Consider the following 18,056-nt stretch of genomic DNA (forward strand, 5'->3'; position numbering starts at 1 on the left):
GCGGCACCAACCCAGCGAACGGTCGATCAGTGTTTGAGTCAAACCATCCGAGAACTGGCTCCAATCGTATGACTATCAGTATTGAAGATCTCCGGCGGGCCGTAGGTGGCCAATGCCTCTTTCAGCGCCGCGACACAGAAATCCGCATCGAGTGTGTTCGACAGCCGCCAAGCCAGCACCTTGCGACTATACCAGTCCATGATCGCTACCAGATACAAAAACCCCCGCTCCATCCGGATATAGGTGATGTCCGCACACCAGACCTGATTGGGCCGGGTGATCGCCAGCCCCTTGAGCAGGTAAGGATAGATCTTGTGCGCCGGGTGCTTCTTGCTGGTGTTGGGCTCTTGGTAAATCGGGACCAGCCGCATCAGGCGCATCAGTCGCCGCACACGATGCCGGCCGCATTTGTGGCCCTGCCGCTTCATGTGACGTGCCATCTGGCGTGATCCATACCACGGTGTTTCCATAAACTGCTTATCGATGATCTCCATGAAGCGCAGGTTCGCAGCACTTTCACCTTTTGGCTGATAATACAGCGTCGAGCGCGACAATTGCAGCAGCGTGCATTGCCGCCGCTGACTCAACTCATGCTCCTTGCTCACCATTTTTTGCCTCGCGTCCCGAGCAGTTGAACCGAGGCATTGGCTAAAAAATCCCGTTCCACCACCAGCTGCCCAATCTTCGAATGCAGCTTCTCGATCTCCGCCTCGTTCTCCTTCCCGGGATCAGCGCCCCGCCTGGTGAAGGCCGTGGCCATGTTCTCAATTGCCGCACGCTTCCACGTGCTGATCTGGTTCGGATGCACGCCATACTTCTTCGACAGCTCGGCCAGCGTCATCTCTTCGCGGATCGCTTCAAGCGCGACCTTCGCCTTGAACTCAGGCGTGTGCCTCTTTCTCTTTGCCATTTCGGATCGTCTCTCTCGTCATGCGATCCACCTTAACAACTGGTCCAAATTTCCGCGACCACCTCTGACTGCGCAGGCAGCGATCCACCAAAATAGTGTGTTTTATGTAGGGCTTTAGAGCTTCTGCTGCTAAACTTTCAGCTGGAATTTTCATCGAAGTTTTCGCATGTTTTTAAGCAAAGTTGGCTCGATCAACCCCTCCTGAGCTTTGCGCCCATTCGATCTTGGCACAAGCAAATCAAGCCAGCGAGAAGCTATGTAGGCATAAAGAACACACCAGTCGTCCAAATTGACCGCTGGAGATGAAGAATGGTCACGAGTTGCACAATGGGAATGGAAAGTTTAAATACATATAAAATTTGCTCGGTACTTACAGCGCCGGGCGTTAAAGGTTTAGGAGACATAAATGCTCAGCCGCATATTTTTGAATTTTGTTTTGCTAATCTTTATCACCAGTAGCAGCTATGCCGAGGTGCCAATTTATAAACGTGTTAGCTCTGAAAGCGAATTCAGATCACTATTTGTCGGCAAACTAATTCTTCATCGCGAAAGTCGCGTAAGAAGCTTCACGATTAGTAGTGATGGCACGTGGGGAGGCACTTGGAACGGCAAAAAAATTGGTGGTACTTGGAGATTTGTTGACGGCGATTGGTGCCGCATAATGACCGGGGTTGGGGAAGATTGCCAGGAATGGGAAATAGATCAGACTGGTAAAAAAATTAAGGTGACCAGGAATAGAGGTATGGGAGAAGACTTTCGCTACACAATCGAATAATTATCACATACTATGAGATTGTATGCTTGTTCCTGAATTTGGGTTGTGTCGGCTACAACCTTTATTAGCGGCAATCTTAACAGGTCGCTTAAAAAGTTTTAGGGAGACAACTTGTCGTCTATCTACTCTCTCGAAAAGCCTCTCACGGCCAGTGGCGCTGCCTCAATGCGTTCGTAAAATTTGCCGCGTGCTGACTGCTCCATACGCTGCCTCCCTGTTTTGGCAAGAAGGCTAGGCCATTTGCGCTATGCATGCCAGTCGTAGTGTGAAGTTCTGGCAGAGAACCTTACATCAGCCAAGGCTGTGATACTTCGACGGAAATTTGCACACACAGCAGCGTTTGGTCGTTGCCCGCTACACGGGTGCAGGCTGGTGCCAAGTGACGGCTACAGGGCTCTTACACTGTGCCGTTGACGCCATCGGCTGATTTCTTCTGGCTTGGTTTCGTTGAACGGACGAGACTTCCTGCGCTTTTCAGTTGTTGTGTCGATTGTCTGACCAGCTACGATTGCTGCGTCTAGCTAGAAAAGTGATCATCAGATTGAGGAGGCAAATCGATGCGACTTATTGATAACATGCTTTTAAATTTCAATGCCAACTGCAATCGAGACGAGGTCTTTCTTGGCAACTACAAAGAGCGCGTCGAGCACGAGGGCGAAATATCCTGCATGTCATTTATCAATAGGATTTGCCCATCAGAAGAACCGTATGGAAGATCGATCCCTTATAAATTTCAAATGCGCTGCGACAATTTCAATATGCATGCTGAGATCAGAACGACATTATACCATGATCGTAAGCTGATTGATCCAGAAGACTTGATCGAGATTGGAAATGACTTGAATAGTGAGTTTCCCTTCTGTCCGTTCTTCTTTGATCGAAAGATGGGCCGTGGAGTAGTTGCAACTGAGTGGAATATGTTCGGCATGTACATCCCGGCTGATAGTAAAGAAGACGAATGCGCAATTGAAGACGGTTTGGAAGTGAGGCGCGACATAATGAACCGTTTCTCGCAACTTTACTGGAAGCTCAACGAAGTTGCTAAGGCCTACATTAAGCACGATTGCGTCTAGCTCAACTCATCTGGCTTTGGCTTGTTGAACGGACGCGGCCGCTTGCGCTTTTTGAACAGGTCAGCGTCAGGCGACTTGCGCGGCTTTGCTTTTGTGGGTCCGGGTATGGGCAACGGCTTCGGCTTGGGATGCCGTTTGCATATCCTCTCCCCCACTACCTCGCTTATACGCATACGGGATTTCCCGTAGTGCGGGGGAGTAGCAAACGACCACCCCAAAACGATAAGTACTGGCCAGCCAGATTTCTCGCGGCACAGATTTCGGGCTGCAGGGGGAATTTCGACCTAGCAATCATGCTGTCATCCGGTCTGGCGCACGCCACACACGTTCTGCGTGTTCAGCAATGGCCTGATCACACAGCGTTTTGAGCCGATCAAACTGCTCTGCCAGCCGCAGGTGCTGCCCATTACCACCGTCACGCAAGCGACCTGCGTAATGGCCCAGCTTGTGCGAACAGATGGCCAGCGCTTCAACACTTGGCCCAGTGCCGTGATTGCGCAGCGTGCGGATGTAGCCTTCGCTGCGTCCGAGCCATGCCTCACAAAACTCTGGCGTATTTTGCACAGCCCCACAGCTAATCAATTCATCTCTCATGTGTTCTAACAGTTTCACGCTCATATGGCCTCCTACAATATCGTTTACCTACAGATATTTAGTCGATTTTTGATTGCTCTCAGGCAAGGGATGACCATAATATCGCAGTAATAAGAGGAGGCGCAGATGCCCACATATTCGCCCAATATGAAGCTCTGCGCCACATGCGCACTCTGGGCAGGCGCAAGAAAAACCAATGCAACTCGAGCCTTCGTGACCACTGCGTCACCCACAACACGCGGAGAATGCATGGGCGGCGGACACAATCATCACCAGACACCAGCAGCGGCGACCTGCCACAAATACGAACAGTGGCCCGTGCTGCGTTGAACCTCGGTTTTGGGTTTCCACCAACAACGCAAGTTTTTGGTTTCCACAACATCCGAAAAGCTGTGTTATTCACCAAAACCCAACACACTGTGGGGCGGACTATGTTGTCCCAAAACTTCGCGAACACAGTGTTACGAACATAGTACGTGACACTGTGTTCGCGGATACTGTGGAAACACAAGATCGGCCAACACTTCCGCCACACAGTTTTTGCCACATCGGCTATGAGTTTTCTGCCCCGTTGATAAATACACGGGAAAGGACAGCGATGGCGGATTGGCGACGGGAACGGCGAGAACTGAACAGATACCTGCTTGAGCAAGACTGGGACGTGTTTGGCACGCTCAAGTTCGTGAATGGCAGAACCATCGGCGCAGAGACCGCCCACAAACTGCTACGCTCATACTGGAACAGAGTAGATCGCGTGTTCTTTGGCCATGCTGCAAAACGACAGCATATCCGTGTGCCTCGCTGGTGCTTTGCGCATGAAGGGTCAGACGCGGAAAACTTCCACATCCACTTTGTCCTGAAATCTCCCATCGTTGATACTGAGCACGCCTGCTGTGTGCTCAACGCGATTTGGGCCAAGCACCATCACCAAACAGCTCCCCTTGCCAAGAACTGGGTCATGCCGGTGATCAGCAGGTCACGTGCTGTGAATTATGTGACACGCGAATACTGGCGCATGGGCAGCGCCACCTTGTTGGACGAGATCAGTTGGCACAGCACGGATTTGGCTGAAATGGCTAAATACGAGCATGACGCTCAGCGACAGAGAATTCAAAGGGCAGCCAGCCCAATCTGGCTAAGGCAAGCAGAACAGGCATTGACAGCACAACAGGCAGCGTATGCGGCAGACGACGGAAACCTCGTAGCGAAGCGTGGCTAGGCCCCTTCGCACTGCAACATATCAGACAACTCAAACGTGATCGTGTCTTAGATGAATTTCTTGGCACATCCTTGTTCAATGGCAAGTGTTCAAACAGCAAACGTCAAACACAACAAAGAGCTCAAACAGCAATGATGAAACACTACCACTTACACATAAGCGAACACGAACAAGCAATTATACACATAACGTGAACACAAATTACACATACAGAACATCTTACAGCGTCGGCGGTTGATACCGTTCGGCGCTTTTTTTATGGGCGTAGGGTCGGTTCTGATCCGTGTTTCTCTTTCCTGTCACAACCCCTGTCTTTTCGGTCGTCCATATAAAGCAGTGACCATATGTTCGCGTTATAGGTGTATAGCACAGGAGCACATAGCAGATGACTGCACTTGCCAAACTCAACTTCAAATCCGTCAAAAGAAGCACAGCACGTGATCCTATCATGGCGCGACGTGACAAGCTCGTGGCAGGACTTGAAGAACAACAGCTGGTTCATGCGGCAGCAATGAACGGCGAAGACCATCAGGTAGAAAAAACCAAATGGATGAACAACGAGGTCGGAGAGCGGGTCTCTGTCAAAACCCATCGTCGCGTAAGACCTTGGTTCTTTGAGCAAGACCACGGGTGGTATGTGCAGTGCCGTTATGGGGCACGTGTGATCGCAGCTGATGGCACCAACAATGCTGTGTTCGTGAAATCCCTCAAAGACGTGGGTGATGTGCTGGCGGTATTCTTGGCCGCAGCTTCTGCAGGTGAATTGGACACAGCGATTGCCCGCGCTGTTGAGCGCAAACTCCGCACAAAACCCGGTGCTGCAAAGGCCACATCAAATGGCTGACTGTGAGATAGATAAAATAAGGGCACTTAATGATCGCGCACGGCAGAGCTTCACGGGCTGTCGTGTGCTAATAACACCGGGCATTGCTGAGTTGGGAGACGGCGCCGTTCACGCGATATTGGCCAAAGTCAGAACATTTGATCGTTTCACACCTGACAACGATCCATATGGCGAGCATGACTTTGGGTCATTCCATTGGCGCGAGGTTCAGGTGTTTTGGAAGTTTGACTATTACGACTTGGACTACTCAATGCATTCACCCGATCCCGCCGATGAAACCGTCACTGCGCGGGTGCTAACGGTGATGCTGGCCGACGAGTACTGACCTCAGGCTCCATCTGCACAAACTTATCTCACACGGTCAGCAGCGTTTATTGCCAATACAATATGCAAAAAACTGCCCTATCGAGCCAAAAAGCCGCAAAAACTATTGTAGATAGAGACCCACTGTGAATAACTTGCTCCCAAACCAGTTAACAACACAAAATATGGGACAAAGACGTATGGCAAAAGCATTATCGAAAGCTGAATTGGTTGAAGCAATTGCGGCAGAAAGCAGCGTAAACAAAGCCGAAATTGAAAAAGTCTTATCCGGCTTCACCACCGCCACAACAAAACTGCTTGCGGCAGGAAACGCAGTATCGCTGCCTGGGCTTGCCAAGTTTGAAACACGGGACCGTCCGGCACGTCAGGTTAGAGTTCCAGGTAGCGGCAAAGTAATTGATAAACCAGCAGACAAGGCTTTGAAAATATCCGCTCTGAGCGCCCTCAAAGACGCGGTGAACACATAACAAGCCCTCGGCAGGGGTCATTCCAGCGGGGCGCATCTAAACTGGTGTGCCCTTTTCATGTCCACTGTATCGACCAAAAGCTGAGCACTTATGCTGCGTGAGCGGCTTGGCCAAACCAAAACCCATTCACGACAGCAGCCCTGAGTATTTGTGCGCATTCACGCCATTCAACGACGCCGCTGCATACAGAGAAGGTATGATTTAGCCCGCGTTTCAATACGAACACCGTGCTGATGTCTCTCAATTCGCACCACAGCAATACTTATATTTGCGCCCTGATCCACATTTACAAATTTCGTTTCGCCCCTGTTTCTTGCCAGAAAAAGGAACCACGTTGTCCATATAACCATCCATGCTGACATCTTCCGCCATTGGCGCTGATATCATCCGCAACTCTTTTGAAAACCTATTAAGTTCGGCAACACATATGGGGATTAGGTCTGGCGCTCTTCGATCAATTTCATCCACCTGATGTTCAGGAAAGTCAGGCGTGTCATTGGCGACATCGTCGAGAGTAAATATAAACTCCAATGAAGCATATGCCTCTTCATCGATTCCAGGTGTCAAAACATCCCATGACCTCGGTGAAAGTACGGTGCTTTTCATGAAACCATCCACCCAAGGTTCCCATAGGGTCTCGTCCGGATGGTTCACTTCAAATGCCAGAATTGCTTCGTATTGGGAACCATCTGAAAGCATTTTTGCGATGGTATTATAATGATCCATGATCAGATTGATTGTCATTTCAGCGTCTTGAAGCGCTTCAAATGCTTGGCTTGGATTATCACCCCAGATCATGGGCACCCATTGTGATGGCATGATTTGATCAGGGTTCAGCAACACACCCGTCAAATACCCGTTCAGTTTACTTAAACTCATAGGAAGGCCATCTTGCGGCAATGCATCCAGCGCGGCTTCAAGTGCTTCAAGATCATCGTTGGAAAAAGTAGTCAAAAGCAGTTCCTAGTCTTTGTCAAAAAGTTTTGTTTTGATCACTTACATCAAGTCATGGTAGTAATTCGACTATTCTGCCCACAAGGCCGTTAAACTCTTTGCATGCGCGGGTCATCGACTAACATCAACAGAGCGGAACCTTGATACATCAAAGTCTATCGCCCCGCCTACTATCCAAAAGCCTAACGATGTTATCTTCGTTTTTGCCAGCCAAGGCGAAACAGCCATGCATGTTAGCGGATACCTTGTTGAAAACGGCATCAGTTTGGAGCACGTGCTTATCGACACAAACAGTCGGCTGGCGCAGCACTATTCCACCGTCGGCCTGCCCGTGACCCTTTTCATCGGCGCCGACGGCTTACTGATGCACACACATGTTGGCGAGATTTCACGATAAGTGCTTTTGCGCGAAATTGCAGTGCTACAGTAGCGTGGCTTTCCATGTGCTGCGCTGCAGCTGCCAAAATCTCATACAAGTAGCATTCTATGAGATTTTCGCCTAAGTCATTGAAAAACAATACTCTCTGCTCTGGCACAGTTTCGGTCGACCAACCAATACCTCAGACTTTACAGTCATTTATAGCAAATGATTAGGTTTTGAGGGGATCAGCATATGCGCCAAGCACAGACATTGAACGAAGCTCAACTGCGTAGGGTTATACAGTATTGCCGCAGCCGTCGACATCCGACACGTGACCAAACCATCATCCTGTTCAGTTTCTATGCAGGGCTGCGTGCCAAGGAAATCGCCGCACTGAAACGCGGGGATGTTTTCGACGACGCAGGCAACACACGCACACAGTTCACGCTCAGCGCTGAACAGAGCAAAGGCGGCAAGACGCGCACGGTGTACCTCAACCAGCGTCTACGCCGTGCGTTGGCGGATTATGCTGCTGGACTGAACTTGAGCGACCCCAACCGAGCCCTGTTTGAAAGTCAGAAAGGCGGGCATTTCTCAGGTAACACCATGTGCCAGCTGTTTTTGGACATCTACAAGGCCGTTGGTCTGAAAGATGCATCCAGCCATTCAGGTCGGCGCACCTACATCACCCGATTGGCCAACAAAGGCGTGGGCGTGCGCTTGCTGGCGGCGTTGGCGGGGCATTCGCATATTTCAACCACGCAAAGATACATTGACGTGAATTCAGAGCAGCTGAGCGAGGCTGTGGAATTGCTTTAAATGAATAATGTTGACAGGGCGTAGGGACTGAGGATGAGGTAAGTCCAATTCGCCCTGCCACAATCACACTTCATACAGTGCGATTAGTATTTGTCCATAACCGGCTCAACCGTCACAAATTCGGGTTCGGGCTCAGGCTGGCTGCAGGCCGCCACACCCATTATAGTGGTCATGGCGAGGATAAGTGTGAATTTCGATTTCATTGTCGGATCCTTTTTGAGGTTGCGTAGCCATACTTCCACCCAACGCAAGTTTTACGTCAACGTATTGAAATGGTGTTATAAGCTTGCGTTTTTTGGATGTGGCGTATTTATCACTTCAAAGCAGTCGACTGCCTAAAGGGCAGCAAATTTTCCGTAGCTTAATCGCTCTAGTTTTCACAACATCTATCACGATTGGGCGCACATCTTATAATCGCACATATGATGCTGCCAAAATCGATACCGCCGTTACGGCAACTTTGTATCAGCTCTACACAAATTACTCTTCCGCGGTAAGCTTGGCTGAAAATTCCGAAGCTGTTCTGGTAATCCCACGGATGAGCCAAGGTGGATTCATCATCGGCGGATGAATATGGTCGCGGCGCCCTCTAAGGTGCCAACGAAACTCAAGCGTATTATTCAGCCGCCAAGGGAAACATTGGCCTACAAGCCGGCAGCCAACAATTCTCACATATCTTGTTTTTTACGACCCAAGACGCAGTGTAGACTTTTGTGTCATCCTCAGGATGGTCAGCAGGTGGTTCAGTGCAATACGTAGCGTCTGACAAAGGCGATGGATGGAACGCTGATCTGGCCACAGCACAGTCTGCCATTGTTGCAATCAGTTTCAATCAATCGGGCTTGGACGATACAGCGACGATCGAAGGCCTGAAATTTACTCGCATCTTTCCATGACGACTGCCAAACCAGCACACACTAGGTGAACTCCTATCAGCCACCAGAGAACCAAACAGCAAGAGCAACAACAGCTCCAGCAATCAGCGACACCCATGACGCAATGGGAAGACCGAGAATTTTACGCCCGCCAGTATCAGGAATTGCACGCTGTTTCTCCGCCTCGAAGCCAGAAATACCTTGATGGCTTGGAGAATGTACCAAGTTACCCGTATTCACGACGGCTTTTCGGTAAATTTTAGCACTGTGCTTCGGCATCCAATCAAACCCATTCCATAAGATACTGAACCTTGCGCCAACTCTGGTTTATCCAGCGTACCATCAGCGTTTCACCATCAGGTATTCAAAAATGGCGGAGCGGCCAATTTGGATACGTCGCTGAACAAGATCGCAATGTCCCTGCAAATGCATTTTTCTGGCAAATGCCCCAAGACTGCGCACATTCAGAAAAGGGCCTCGACAATATACCGCCTGAGCACCGCGCGGCGCATTTTCAATAAATGCCTCTAACACTTTCTGGGGAAACTGATGCTTTGTCGCATCAATATAACCATTGTCTTGCTCAAGCTTTTGCGACTCCCCTACTTCTGATTGATGCGGCATACTCTTTTACCCATCCTGTTTCCCCCAAATCTTGGCGAAGATCGCCTCCTAAAAAGCCGCTCAGAAGACGTAACAAACTCGTATGGCTCAATCGACGACCCAGCTTGCCCACTTAAAAAATGCCCTGCACTTTTCAGGCAGGGCATAAAGTAGGCGTGTCGCACGGGTAGGGCGTGCGAGCAGTGAGCCTATAAGATGCTTCAAAACATGTTTATCCACAATAGCTGCTCAAAAGCTAAATCAATAAAAAAATCATTTTTTGATGGAGCCTCAGGAAACAACAATACCTAAAGGATAGTGAACATCACTCGTTCAGCTCATTTTATGCGCCAAAGCATAGCGACGACAATATGTTCGAAATATTCAATCTTTAAACGCTGATGCAGCTGACGCTCTATACCGTGCTTATGGAGCATGCTCCCCCGCCACCACCCTGTCAGTAAGTTCATATCCTTTGGCACAAGCCCTCACGTTCCACCGGTCCGCCGCCACTGCAGCATCACGTAGGTTGGAAAACCAAGCGATGCGATGCACACCGTTTCGCCCGTTGCCGCCCCATTCTCTGACCACGGAATATTCACCAAACAGATTATATCCAACATCTACGCGGTAGAAGCTGGGCCGTTCTGCGTGATGATGAACAAGCGTAATCATTGGCGGTTAAGGAATCGTTTGCGATGTATGCAGTTTTGCAGAACCCCTCGCCGCACACCAGCCTTCCAGCCAATCGCTGTGGAACCACACAGGTTTGCCAAACTGTGTTACGCTTGCGTGGTGCGCCAACTGTGTTTGGAAAACTAGGTTGAAAAACTGTGTTCCCCTATTCCTCGTCGCCCACACCCGCACCACCTTCTGCCTTCTGCGCCGCATAAGCTTCCGCTGACAGCTCGTAGCGCTTGCCCGTGAACATATCCTTTTTCATACGCGGAGTAAGGTGGCTGTAATGGCGTTCGATCATGCCAATCGAGGTGCCCATCTGCTGTGCCAGTGCGTGGATATCCATTCCGTCGTTCACCAGTGCAAAGGTGGCGTAGGTGTGCCGCAGGCTGTACAGCACGCGATTGTCGCCCGTCTTCGGGCAGACCAACAAATCGTGCTTGGTCAAAAACGCTTTGAAGGTCTGGCGCAGGTTGTCCGTGACTGTTCCATCAGGCAGACAGAACACGGGCAGGTCCAGCTTTTGCTTGAGCATAGCGTAGAACTCAATGTCCTTGATCGCTTCCGTGCGCGAGTGCAGGCGCTTGAGATAGTCAATCGTGCCAGCCCGCCCAATCGCTTCGTGGGGCTTGGTCTTGCCGTGCAAGTAGAACTCCACATACTCCAAGCCGTTGTCTTCAAACACGGTCACGTGCTTCCAGCGCAGGTTCTCCGCTTCTGTGCCGGGTCGCATACCCGTGTTGGCGACAATCAGCACATAGTCGCGCAGAAGGTGGCGCATATCACGTGACTTGCCGCCTTTGCCCTGTTCGATCCAGTGCGGCAGCTTGCGGATCATCTTGCGAGAATCCTCTCGGCTAAAATCAGGTCGCCGCTTTGCACCTTCGCCCTTGTTCGTCAGTATGGGCACCTTGGCTTGCGTGATGAACCCGCGTGCCACAGCCTCGTCGTACACACGGTTCATAGCGGAATTATGGGTGTTCAGCGTGCTGGCTTTGGGATCGCGCCCGATCACCCGCTTGCGCCACGCATTAAAGTCCTGAATTTTTTGGTGGTCGATGCTGGTGATGAAGGTCTTGCCAAAGAACGGGATGAAATAGAGGTTCAGCGCCTTGATGTAATCCTTGTAGACCTTGCGCCCTGCCTCAGCATCCAGCTGCTTCTGCATATCCGCAATCGCAAGCTTGGCCACGTCTTCAAAGCGTTTGGTCACAACAGGCAGCTCGTGCTTGGCGCGGAACTTGTATTCAAGATACTGGTCACGGGCCACAGTTTTGGCTTCCTCCAACACCGTCTTGCCCGTGCTGATCCTCACCCAGTGCTGGTCAATCTTGAACGTGGCCTGCCAGCGCTTGCTGTTGCCGCGCTTGTAGACCTTAACCTCGCCGTCCAGCAGCGTGTGTGTGTTTGCACTGAGTGCGACCATACTGTGTTTCCCCAAGCTTCATCGCACAGTACGGTTTTGTGTTGGCGCTGTCAGTCGGAAAAACTACTGCTTGGTCCACAATTATGCGAAAGCTATGTTTTTGTCGCCAGTAAGGTCTTCGGCATTGGCTATCAAAGGTCAGTCGTCGCTCAAATTCAGTACAGTCTCCTGTTCATGGCCGATCCGAGGACTTATACCGTCAGATCTATAAGCCGCGTAAAAGCGCCTCGGCCACGCTGTATTGGTGCGGCCGGCCAGATCGTAAAATTGGCACCACGACCGCCAAATTGACCAGTGAAATACCAATCGGCATGAGCATAGACCCGATGTTGTCACCAGCCAGCAAGCTCCAAACCGCGAAAAGCAGAACGGCACCGGATGCAAACAAGCCGCCCCAAGACGCCACCCATTGTGTTCGGCTTGGTCCAATCACAACGCGCGCATCCGGCGAGGTCGCAGCCAAAAGGCTGCAAAGCGATTTCACAAAATCGTTGACTGCTTCATCACTTGTGGCTCCTGACGACACACGGAGCGTTATCGCCCTGCCCGTCGCACGCTGAATGCCGAGCACAGAACGCCCTGATCTGCGTTTTTGAAAGCGGATTTCGACAATCTCATCATAGCCAACCCTTTGCACATTGCCACCGCGCTCAACCTCTAACATACCTTCACCCAATCGGCACGCGACAGAGCGGTTGAAAACACCCACCTTCGCACGAACCTCAAGATTTGCTTTTTTATTCATAAGAGTAGCGCCCCAGAACCTTTTCTTCTTTAGTAAGCAGATTGACGCGGCACACCAAGTCCCTTGGCTGAGCGCTCGTTTTTGGTGTTGCAACCGGCAAAAGCGGTTTCGATCTATTGACCTTTAATACAGGCAACAGAACATAGGCCAAAAGAAGGATCGGAACTATGCTTGATAAAACCACGCGGTCACAAAACCTATTCAAAAATCGAGGTATTTCACTTGCTCTAATCATTTTGACCGGAAGTTTCGCGATAGCTGCACCAGCACAAAGCGAGCCAGTGTTTACGCCAGACGAAACCGAGTCCTGTGTCAGACAGGCCTATGAAACTTCTCCCGGTCTCTCGGAGCATTCAGTGTTGGATTGCGTTGGTCGCGCAGCAGGGGCTTGCATGATGACACCCGGCGGCGACACAACCATTGGCATGATCGAGTGTCTTGACGGTGAGGTCGGTTACTGGGACGCAAGGCTGAATGCGGCATATGCGGAACGCATGGCCATAGCCAAAGATCAAGATAGCGACACGCTTGGCCTAAGATCGGCAGCGGCCTCGATAGAAGACAGCCTTCGAAACATGCAACGGTCATGGATCATTTTCCGCGATGCGTCTTGCCTTTATGAACAGGCGCAATGGATGGGCGGCACAGGCGGCGGGCCAGCCACACAGGCATGTCACATGCATGAAACGGCACGGCAAGCTCTCAAACTGGAAGGCTGGTGGGGGCAATGATCCGCGCCTTGATCACCATCGCGCTGTTCGCTTCTTTACACCCTGCCATAGGGCGTGCCAATAACAGCACTTTGCCCGCAGAGCCCAATTGGCAAACCGATGCAGCAAACTGTTACTGGAACTGGCGCGAGGGTGGCGGCATCGGTCTATGGACCGAAACCTGCCGCTTCAACGAGAGAACATGGCAAGTTGTTTGGGATGAAGGGCACGCGGCTTTCGTAACCAAGAAGGATGGAACCGTCATGGGCATTGCAGTGCAGGCCTTTGTCATGCCTGCGGGCGCAAACATCCGCGCAATCAGCAAAACACTGATCTCGGCTGGCCTACTGGATGCGAACGCCGCGTGCATCTGGGAACCAATCGCTCCGCGCCCGGCACCGCGCACAATGGCTTTCCATGTGCTCAGACCGGCGGACCAGACCGCGCTCAGCCCAACAGCCTCAGGCGATATACCCGAGCCCGCCTGCGGACCCTATGGCGCCTCGACCCACGGCGTGCGGTATTTCTTGACAGACTTACGCTGGCCAGATCGCGCGATCTTCGTCGACGAAGGGCAAGAAAGCCCCCTATTTGATCCGGCAAGCCTCACGCTTTTGCCCTGAGCATTTTGTCCGTTCAGGGAGACAGTTCCAGAATATCAAATTCTGACTCAGCCAAAGGTGCGGGGAATTCCAACCGCATGCGCCCGTCATCCAATCGGATTAGAACCGCCATCTGATTGCGCGAAGGTTCGTCACCAAACCAGTTCGACGCTTCAGAGCCATAATGCAGCGCCCCCAAGTACAGCAGCCGCTCTTCCATCAACCGGTACAGCCGTCCCATACTGCGCTGAGAACCAGATGTTTTCTGAAACACCCATCCCGCGCCGTCATCAAAGATGCGGCACGAAAACCAGTCGTAGACCGTCAACGCAGGGTCTCCGCCAAGCTTGATGTAACGGCAACGCCAATCTCCACTGGGATCATAGCCACCGTCGAACGAACGCACGTCACCCGCCAGAACCTGTCGAAGCACCTCGGACGCAGCTTGATCCTCAACATCCATGGCAGCGGTAATTGCAGCCTCACGGCGCGTGTCGTACTCCTCAAGAAGCTTGACATCCTCTTTGGACATCAGACCCACAATGGCACCATCGCTATACACAGACGTCGACGGACCAAAGATTGCAAGCGCAAATGCTGCTGAAAAATAAAAGACCAGTTTGTTCATGGGCGTTGTTTTTCCATCTTTTTATCCAGCAATAAGGTGCTGCGTAGGTGCAGATTAGTCGTTGCCACAATTACGTAGCCTGCGCTTTGCGCAATCCAATTATGGCTGTGCATCTCTTAGCTTCCCGGCACCTAAACGTTCAAGATCCTGTTTCCTGAGCATCTTCCAACACATGAACCCTATACCCAAACGTAAAACTTCTGACAGAACATGCATTATGGTAATGGCTTGTGAAACCAGCTTTTCGCGCGGCTGTGTTGGGAAAACGGTGTTCAAATACTGTGTTCAACACAGCAACCACAAACACTGTGTTCACCACAGTAAATCACCCAGCTAAACACGCAATAAAACTGTGCGATGAGTGTGCAGCACATTTTGTAAAACTGTGCGATGCTTAAGTCTTTGTTTTTGCTAGTTAAAATGGTGCCCGGGGGCGGAATAGAACCACCGACACGAGGATTTTCAATAGGTGTAACGGCTGTCCGACCAAATCTAAGAGTCAAGTACTCCATTCGCCATTTCCTTTTGAATTTCAGGATATGGTGAAGGCGTTGTTCAGTCAGCCTGATGACAACGCCTCTTTGTATGACTAAACTGCGTAGGTTGTTCAACTTTTCATAAGGCTAACGTGTTTCATCAGTCAGTAATTTCGGTCGCCATACGGCTTTCAAGCAATTGGCTTTCGACAAGTAGATAGATGTCGTCGGGTGGTGTTTTGAGGCTATGGACCATCACACCAGGATCAATACCCATCTCAATCAGGTACCCCATGGTTTCACCTTGTCCCAATTGGATATTTTTAACCGCAAAAAACACAGGCATATAGCCTGGTGTGTCATAGTAATGCTGGTGCAAACCAACAGCGCCTGAAAGGGATACCTGGCGTTCGGTTCCTCCTGCTAGGATATATGGGCATGAGGACAGACAAATTGTTCCGGGCATGATTAGTGTATTCAGTGACAGCTGGCGGACCATGCGTCCTATCTCAAGAGCCTCACCGACAACACCACCTGTACTATTGAGGGCGATGCTGTCTGGAAGCATATCGAGGTTATCAAAGTAGGCATTCACTCTTTGAGCGTCTCCTGGCGCAATTTTCCCATACATGAGCAAGATTGTACCGATATCAGGGTCATCACGCATTGTGAGTTTCAGACGCGGTGGAAGGTCTGATGGTAGATCTATGTCTGGTCTTCTTTCTGGGTCCGAGAATTCTGGTTTGAAACGTGTAGGATCATATCTTCGCACCTGATCTCCCGGGGAGATGGGTTCAGTGATCTCTGGTTCCACAGACGCGCCTTCAAAGCTCCATCGCGTGCCCACATCAGTTAAGAGTAACAAGCCTGCAGTTGCCACTTGTAGCAAGAGTATGAGCTTGAGCCCTTTGTTAATTGTCAGTGAACGGCTTTTCTCAATGAAGAGCTGCAAAGCTTAATCAGCCTCTTCGCTATCACTGTCTTTCGATGGTTTATTCATCTGTAGTCGCCTGCTGATTTCGGCATCGGCGCTTCCCAACGAAACTTCCACATCGCGCATCGCATTGATAGCGGCTTTCAGATCCGATAGTGTGAGCGTTTCTTCGATACTTAACCCATCCCGCCCACTGCGGATTGCAGCCTGTGTGACAGCGAGGACAAAGACGAGAACGCCCGGAAGAAGATCAATCGCAATGGCACCTGCCCAGGACGGTACGAAGCTGCTTGCATAGCGAATTACGGCGTCAGCACTTGAGATCGGATTATACGCCGTCTCTTGCGGGGGCTCCATTTCCAGAACCTCTGACGCGGCTTGCCCAAGCGTTTTGCTACGTTGATCCAACGCGTCGAGCACTGAACCAATGGTGGTAGACTGGGCGTCCCTGACGCGGCTCGTGCGACCATCAAGTTCTGGCAAGACCACCGACACGGGTAGATCCGCAGCAGCGCGGGCCACAAGCAAAGCAACGGAATACTGATTTAAGTTTGAAATAACCCCCGCCAGTCGAACACTTTCCTCCGAAAAGGCTACTGAGCGTTGCTCAACGGGTCCAGGAGCGACGGTCAGTGCACGCATCCTACCAAGGATTTCATTGCCCTGTTCGAAAGCATCATCAATTAAAGGTTGTTGTTCTGCTATCTGTGTTTCAAGACTTTCCAGCTCTTCGGTTTTTTGTCTTAAAACTCGGTAAACAGCGCCTTCACCCGCTGTCCCCGACAATTCCCCGGACCGCTCTTGTTCAGCGAGCGCCTCAAATGCCTCACGTGCGCGACGAACTTCACGTTCCAGAGCTTGTGCAGAAAGCGCTATATCATGGGCCTGTTCAAGAGCGTTTTGATAATCTCGAACCGTCAAATCAAGGTGCTGTTCGACTGCAGCCGAGCCTGCCAACGCCGCTGCATTCAGCCAACTCGACATTGCTATAATCGCAAGTGAGCCGACCATTGTAGAGACTGTTAAGCCGATAAACCCTGCTGCACTGCGCATGGAGGGTAAAAGGCGGAGCATGTAGCTCCAAAACACAAAGATCCCAACTGAGACAGCTATTGAGTAAGCAACAGCCGCAAAGAAGCTCATCGCACCTGTATCTTCAAGAAGAGATGTGACGCCCAGATAGGTGTAGATACCTGACGCAATTGCCAGAACCCCAAGCGCGGCAGGGGTAAATGTATCAAGCCATGCAAGATGACCTTCCAATTCTTTGGCTGTCCGCAGGCCTTTGGTTTCTGCAGCGGTTAAACGCCTGTTTTGGTCGGTCATGTTCAGATCCCAAATATTGGTTCAGCAGTAATTCGCTTCCGGTAGTCTTGCGCGCGCCCCTGATGGTTCCAGCGACCTATATTTGCCGCCTGAATACCGTCGGCAGTCCAAGGCGTGCCCGTTGGCAATTACAATAGCTGCAATATCCATCCAGTGCTCGTCTTGACGAATAAAGCATGTGCCAACCCAACGGTCATATGTGCGCGCGCCCGTTAACTCACACGTTACGGTTTTACCGCGCAGTAGTCGTTCCATAAAAGACTTTGCTGCGCGTCCATATCGGTTGGACAACTCTGGCGCATCGATCCCGTTTAGTCGAACAGGGGTTCCTGACACGACAACTGTATCAGCATCACGAACATAAGCGGTTCCTCTGACGTCTCTTGCTTCAACGGGTTGAGACATCAAGCAGACAACGAGCGTTAAAATTGGTGTGAGATACTTCAAATTGCTCCTCCCATTAACCGACATTTCCCAAGTGGCCTGACAACTGACTTCAAGATCGTCTGATTGCGCCAGCTGATCAAGCGCTTTCTGCCCTGAGCGGCTTCCTTGGTCGCGCAGACGCCCGAAGTTCGCAAGTTCAACAGCAAATCGGCTAAGTGATTGATATTGTTATGGCTGGGCTCGCCCTTGGGGGATGTCCCGACGGATGTTGAAACTTTGAAAAAGGGTGGCGTTGCTTCCCCTGAGCCGTAGGCTCGGGGTGATCA

22 protein-coding genes and 1 pseudogene are annotated in these 18,056 nt (G+C 51.0%); 11 read left to right on the plus strand and 12 right to left on the minus strand.

From position 1 onward, the window contains the following. Positions 1-74: 74 nt before the first annotated feature. Positions 75-910: pseudogene (locus HAT86_RS16930) on the minus strand (IS3 family transposase); the annotation flags it as partial. A gap of 406 nt (positions 911-1,316) precedes the next feature. Between HAT86_RS16930 and HAT86_RS15655 the strand changes: the two are divergent. Both HAT86_RS15655 and HAT86_RS15660 read left to right on the plus strand, forming a co-directional pair. After that, a complete protein-coding gene (locus HAT86_RS15655; protein ID WP_167200036.1) occupies positions 1,317-1,685 on the plus strand; it encodes a hypothetical protein in 369 nt (122 codons plus the stop codon). Between the two features lie 557 nt (positions 1,686-2,242). Then, positions 2,243-2,758: a hypothetical protein gene (locus HAT86_RS15660; protein ID WP_167200039.1), complete on the plus strand. Its 516-nt coding sequence runs from the start codon at positions 2,243-2,245 to the stop codon at positions 2,756-2,758. Between the two features lie 291 nt (positions 2,759-3,049). On the opposite strand, the gene HAT86_RS15665 is transcribed toward HAT86_RS15660, so the two are convergent. After that, complete coding sequence (locus tag HAT86_RS15665) at positions 3,050-3,376, minus strand: DUF6626 family protein (RefSeq protein WP_167200042.1); 327 nt, start codon at positions 3,374-3,376, stop codon at positions 3,050-3,052. A gap of 574 nt (positions 3,377-3,950) precedes the next feature. On the opposite strand from HAT86_RS15665, the gene HAT86_RS15670 reads away from it, so the two are divergent. The 4 genes from HAT86_RS15670 to HAT86_RS15685 all read left to right on the plus strand — a co-directional run bounded on the left by HAT86_RS15670 (position 3,951) and on the right by HAT86_RS15685 (position 6,206). Then, positions 3,951-4,571, plus strand: a complete 621-nt coding sequence (locus tag HAT86_RS15670; protein WP_167200045.1) for a hypothetical protein — start codon at positions 3,951-3,953, stop codon at positions 4,569-4,571. Positions 4,572-4,956: 385 nt separating this feature from the next. Beyond that, complete coding sequence (locus HAT86_RS15675; protein WP_167200047.1) at positions 4,957-5,415, plus strand: hypothetical protein; 459 nt, start codon at positions 4,957-4,959, stop codon at positions 5,413-5,415. Positions 5,416-5,479: 64 nt separating this feature from the next. Then, complete coding sequence (locus HAT86_RS17045; RefSeq protein WP_331272571.1) at positions 5,480-5,740, plus strand: DUF3768 domain-containing protein; 261 nt, start codon at positions 5,480-5,482, stop codon at positions 5,738-5,740. A gap of 124 nt (positions 5,741-5,864) precedes the next feature. Continuing rightward, entirely contained in the window at positions 5,865-6,206 is a 342-nt protein-coding gene (locus HAT86_RS15685) for an HU family DNA-binding protein (RefSeq protein WP_167200053.1), read from the plus strand. Positions 6,207-6,446: 240 nt separating this feature from the next. Here HAT86_RS15685 and HAT86_RS15690 read toward each other — a convergent pair whose 3' ends face one another. Beyond that, a complete protein-coding gene (locus tag HAT86_RS15690) occupies positions 6,447-7,160 on the minus strand; it encodes a UPF0149 family protein (RefSeq protein WP_167200056.1) in 714 nt (237 codons plus the stop codon). Between the two features lie 226 nt (positions 7,161-7,386). Here HAT86_RS15690 and HAT86_RS15695 point away from each other — a divergent pair, with 226 nt between their 5' ends. The 3 genes from HAT86_RS15695 (at position 7,387) to HAT86_RS15705 (ending at position 8,911) form a co-directional block, all read left to right on the plus strand. Further along, a complete protein-coding gene (locus HAT86_RS15695; RefSeq protein WP_167200059.1) occupies positions 7,387-7,557 on the plus strand; it encodes a thioredoxin domain-containing protein in 171 nt (56 codons plus the stop codon). Between the two features lie 216 nt (positions 7,558-7,773). Continuing rightward, a complete protein-coding gene (locus tag HAT86_RS15700; protein WP_167200062.1) occupies positions 7,774-8,340 on the plus strand; it encodes a tyrosine-type recombinase/integrase in 567 nt (188 codons plus the stop codon). A gap of 286 nt (positions 8,341-8,626) precedes the next feature. Further along, a complete protein-coding gene (locus HAT86_RS15705) occupies positions 8,627-8,911 on the plus strand; it encodes a lipid-binding SYLF domain-containing protein (RefSeq protein WP_167200065.1) in 285 nt (94 codons plus the stop codon). A 361-nt stretch (positions 8,912-9,272) separates the two neighbouring features. Here HAT86_RS15705 and HAT86_RS15710 read toward each other — a convergent pair whose 3' ends face one another. The 5 genes from HAT86_RS15710 to HAT86_RS15730 form a co-directional block, all read right to left on the minus strand. Next, positions 9,273-9,494 (minus strand): hypothetical protein, encoded by a 222-nt coding sequence (locus HAT86_RS15710; RefSeq protein WP_167200068.1) that lies wholly within the window; start codon positions 9,492-9,494, stop codon positions 9,273-9,275. A 63-nt stretch (positions 9,495-9,557) separates the two neighbouring features. Continuing rightward, entirely contained in the window at positions 9,558-9,839 is a 282-nt protein-coding gene (locus HAT86_RS15715) for a hypothetical protein (protein ID WP_167200071.1), read from the minus strand. 405 nt (positions 9,840-10,244) lie between these two features. Next, the gene (locus HAT86_RS15720; protein WP_167200074.1) at positions 10,245-10,493 is read right to left on the minus strand and encodes a WGR domain-containing protein; all 249 of its coding nucleotides are present in this window, start codon (positions 10,491-10,493) and stop codon (positions 10,245-10,247) included. A gap of 166 nt (positions 10,494-10,659) precedes the next feature. Beyond that, positions 10,660-11,922, minus strand: a complete 1,263-nt coding sequence (locus HAT86_RS15725; RefSeq protein WP_167200077.1) for a tyrosine-type recombinase/integrase — start codon at positions 11,920-11,922, stop codon at positions 10,660-10,662. A 205-nt stretch (positions 11,923-12,127) separates the two neighbouring features. After that, positions 12,128-12,667: a hypothetical protein gene (locus HAT86_RS15730; protein WP_167200080.1), complete on the minus strand. Its 540-nt coding sequence runs from the start codon at positions 12,665-12,667 to the stop codon at positions 12,128-12,130. A 392-nt stretch (positions 12,668-13,059) separates the two neighbouring features. On the opposite strand from HAT86_RS15730, the gene HAT86_RS15735 reads away from it, so the two are divergent. Next, positions 13,060-13,398, plus strand: a complete 339-nt coding sequence (locus tag HAT86_RS15735; RefSeq protein ID WP_167200083.1) for a lysozyme inhibitor LprI family protein — start codon at positions 13,060-13,062, stop codon at positions 13,396-13,398. After that, positions 13,395-14,000, plus strand: a complete 606-nt coding sequence (locus HAT86_RS15740; RefSeq protein WP_167200087.1) for a hypothetical protein — start codon at positions 13,395-13,397, stop codon at positions 13,998-14,000. The genes HAT86_RS15735 and HAT86_RS15740 overlap by 4 nt, the downstream gene beginning before the upstream one ends. 13 nt (positions 14,001-14,013) lie before the next feature. Here the strand turns inward: HAT86_RS15740 and HAT86_RS15745 are convergent, their stop codons facing one another. From HAT86_RS15745 to HAT86_RS15760, 4 genes are all read right to left on the minus strand, one after another. Next, entirely contained in the window at positions 14,014-14,607 is a 594-nt protein-coding gene (locus HAT86_RS15745; protein ID WP_167200090.1) for a DUF4893 domain-containing protein, read from the minus strand. Positions 14,608-15,243: 636 nt separating this feature from the next. Beyond that, positions 15,244-16,035, minus strand: coding sequence for a COG3904 family protein (locus HAT86_RS15750; RefSeq protein ID WP_167200093.1), 792 nt, complete (start codon positions 16,033-16,035; stop codon positions 15,244-15,246). Positions 16,036-16,038: 3 nt separating this feature from the next. Next, on the minus strand, positions 16,039-17,343 hold the full coding sequence (locus tag HAT86_RS15755; protein WP_167200096.1) for a hypothetical protein: 1,305 nt from the start codon (positions 17,341-17,343) through the stop codon (positions 16,039-16,041). A gap of 21 nt (positions 17,344-17,364) precedes the next feature. After that, positions 17,365-17,814: a thermonuclease family protein gene (locus tag HAT86_RS15760; protein ID WP_331272570.1), complete on the minus strand. Its 450-nt coding sequence runs from the start codon at positions 17,812-17,814 to the stop codon at positions 17,365-17,367. Positions 17,815-18,056: the final 242 nt, after the last annotated feature.

This window comes from Roseovarius gahaiensis, from assembly GCF_011601345.1.
In the GTDB taxonomy this organism is placed as follows: domain Bacteria; phylum Pseudomonadota; class Alphaproteobacteria; order Rhodobacterales; family Rhodobacteraceae; genus Roseovarius; species Roseovarius gahaiensis.

Excerpts from the sequence above, each read along its gene's own strand:
- HAT86_RS15700 (WP_167200062.1), top strand. The coding sequence starts at position 7,774 with ATGCGCCAAGCACAGACATTGAACGAAGCTCAACTGCGTAGGGTTATA.
- HAT86_RS15725 (WP_167200077.1), bottom strand. The coding sequence starts at position 11,922 with ATGGTCGCACTCAGTGCAAACACACACACGCTGCTGGACGGCGAGGTT.
- HAT86_RS15760 (WP_331272570.1), bottom strand. The coding sequence starts at position 17,814 with ATGTCGGTTAATGGGAGGAGCAATTTGAAGTATCTCACACCAATTTTA.
- HAT86_RS15755 (WP_167200096.1), bottom strand. The coding sequence starts at position 17,343 with ATGACCGACCAAAACAGGCGTTTAACCGCTGCAGAAACCAAAGGCCTG.
- HAT86_RS15720 (WP_167200074.1), bottom strand. The coding sequence starts at position 10,493 with ATGATTACGCTTGTTCATCATCACGCAGAACGGCCCAGCTTCTACCGC.
- HAT86_RS15695 (WP_167200059.1), top strand. The coding sequence starts at position 7,387 with ATGCATGTTAGCGGATACCTTGTTGAAAACGGCATCAGTTTGGAGCAC.
- HAT86_RS15740 (WP_167200087.1), top strand. The coding sequence starts at position 13,395 with ATGATCCGCGCCTTGATCACCATCGCGCTGTTCGCTTCTTTACACCCT.
- HAT86_RS15710 (WP_167200068.1), bottom strand. The coding sequence starts at position 9,494 with ATGCCGAAGCACAGTGCTAAAATTTACCGAAAAGCCGTCGTGAATACG.
- HAT86_RS15730 (WP_167200080.1), bottom strand. The coding sequence starts at position 12,667 with ATGAATAAAAAAGCAAATCTTGAGGTTCGTGCGAAGGTGGGTGTTTTC.
- HAT86_RS15660 (WP_167200039.1), top strand. The coding sequence starts at position 2,243 with ATGCGACTTATTGATAACATGCTTTTAAATTTCAATGCCAACTGCAAT.
- HAT86_RS15670 (WP_167200045.1), top strand. The coding sequence starts at position 3,951 with ATGGCGGATTGGCGACGGGAACGGCGAGAACTGAACAGATACCTGCTT.
- HAT86_RS15655 (WP_167200036.1), top strand. The coding sequence starts at position 1,317 with ATGCTCAGCCGCATATTTTTGAATTTTGTTTTGCTAATCTTTATCACC.
- HAT86_RS15735 (WP_167200083.1), top strand. The coding sequence starts at position 13,060 with ATGATGACACCCGGCGGCGACACAACCATTGGCATGATCGAGTGTCTT.
- HAT86_RS15715 (WP_167200071.1), bottom strand. The coding sequence starts at position 9,839 with ATGCCGCATCAATCAGAAGTAGGGGAGTCGCAAAAGCTTGAGCAAGAC.
- HAT86_RS15675 (WP_167200047.1), top strand. The coding sequence starts at position 4,957 with ATGACTGCACTTGCCAAACTCAACTTCAAATCCGTCAAAAGAAGCACA.
- HAT86_RS15665 (WP_167200042.1), bottom strand. The coding sequence starts at position 3,376 with ATGAGCGTGAAACTGTTAGAACACATGAGAGATGAATTGATTAGCTGT.
- HAT86_RS15745 (WP_167200090.1), bottom strand. The coding sequence starts at position 14,607 with ATGAACAAACTGGTCTTTTATTTTTCAGCAGCATTTGCGCTTGCAATC.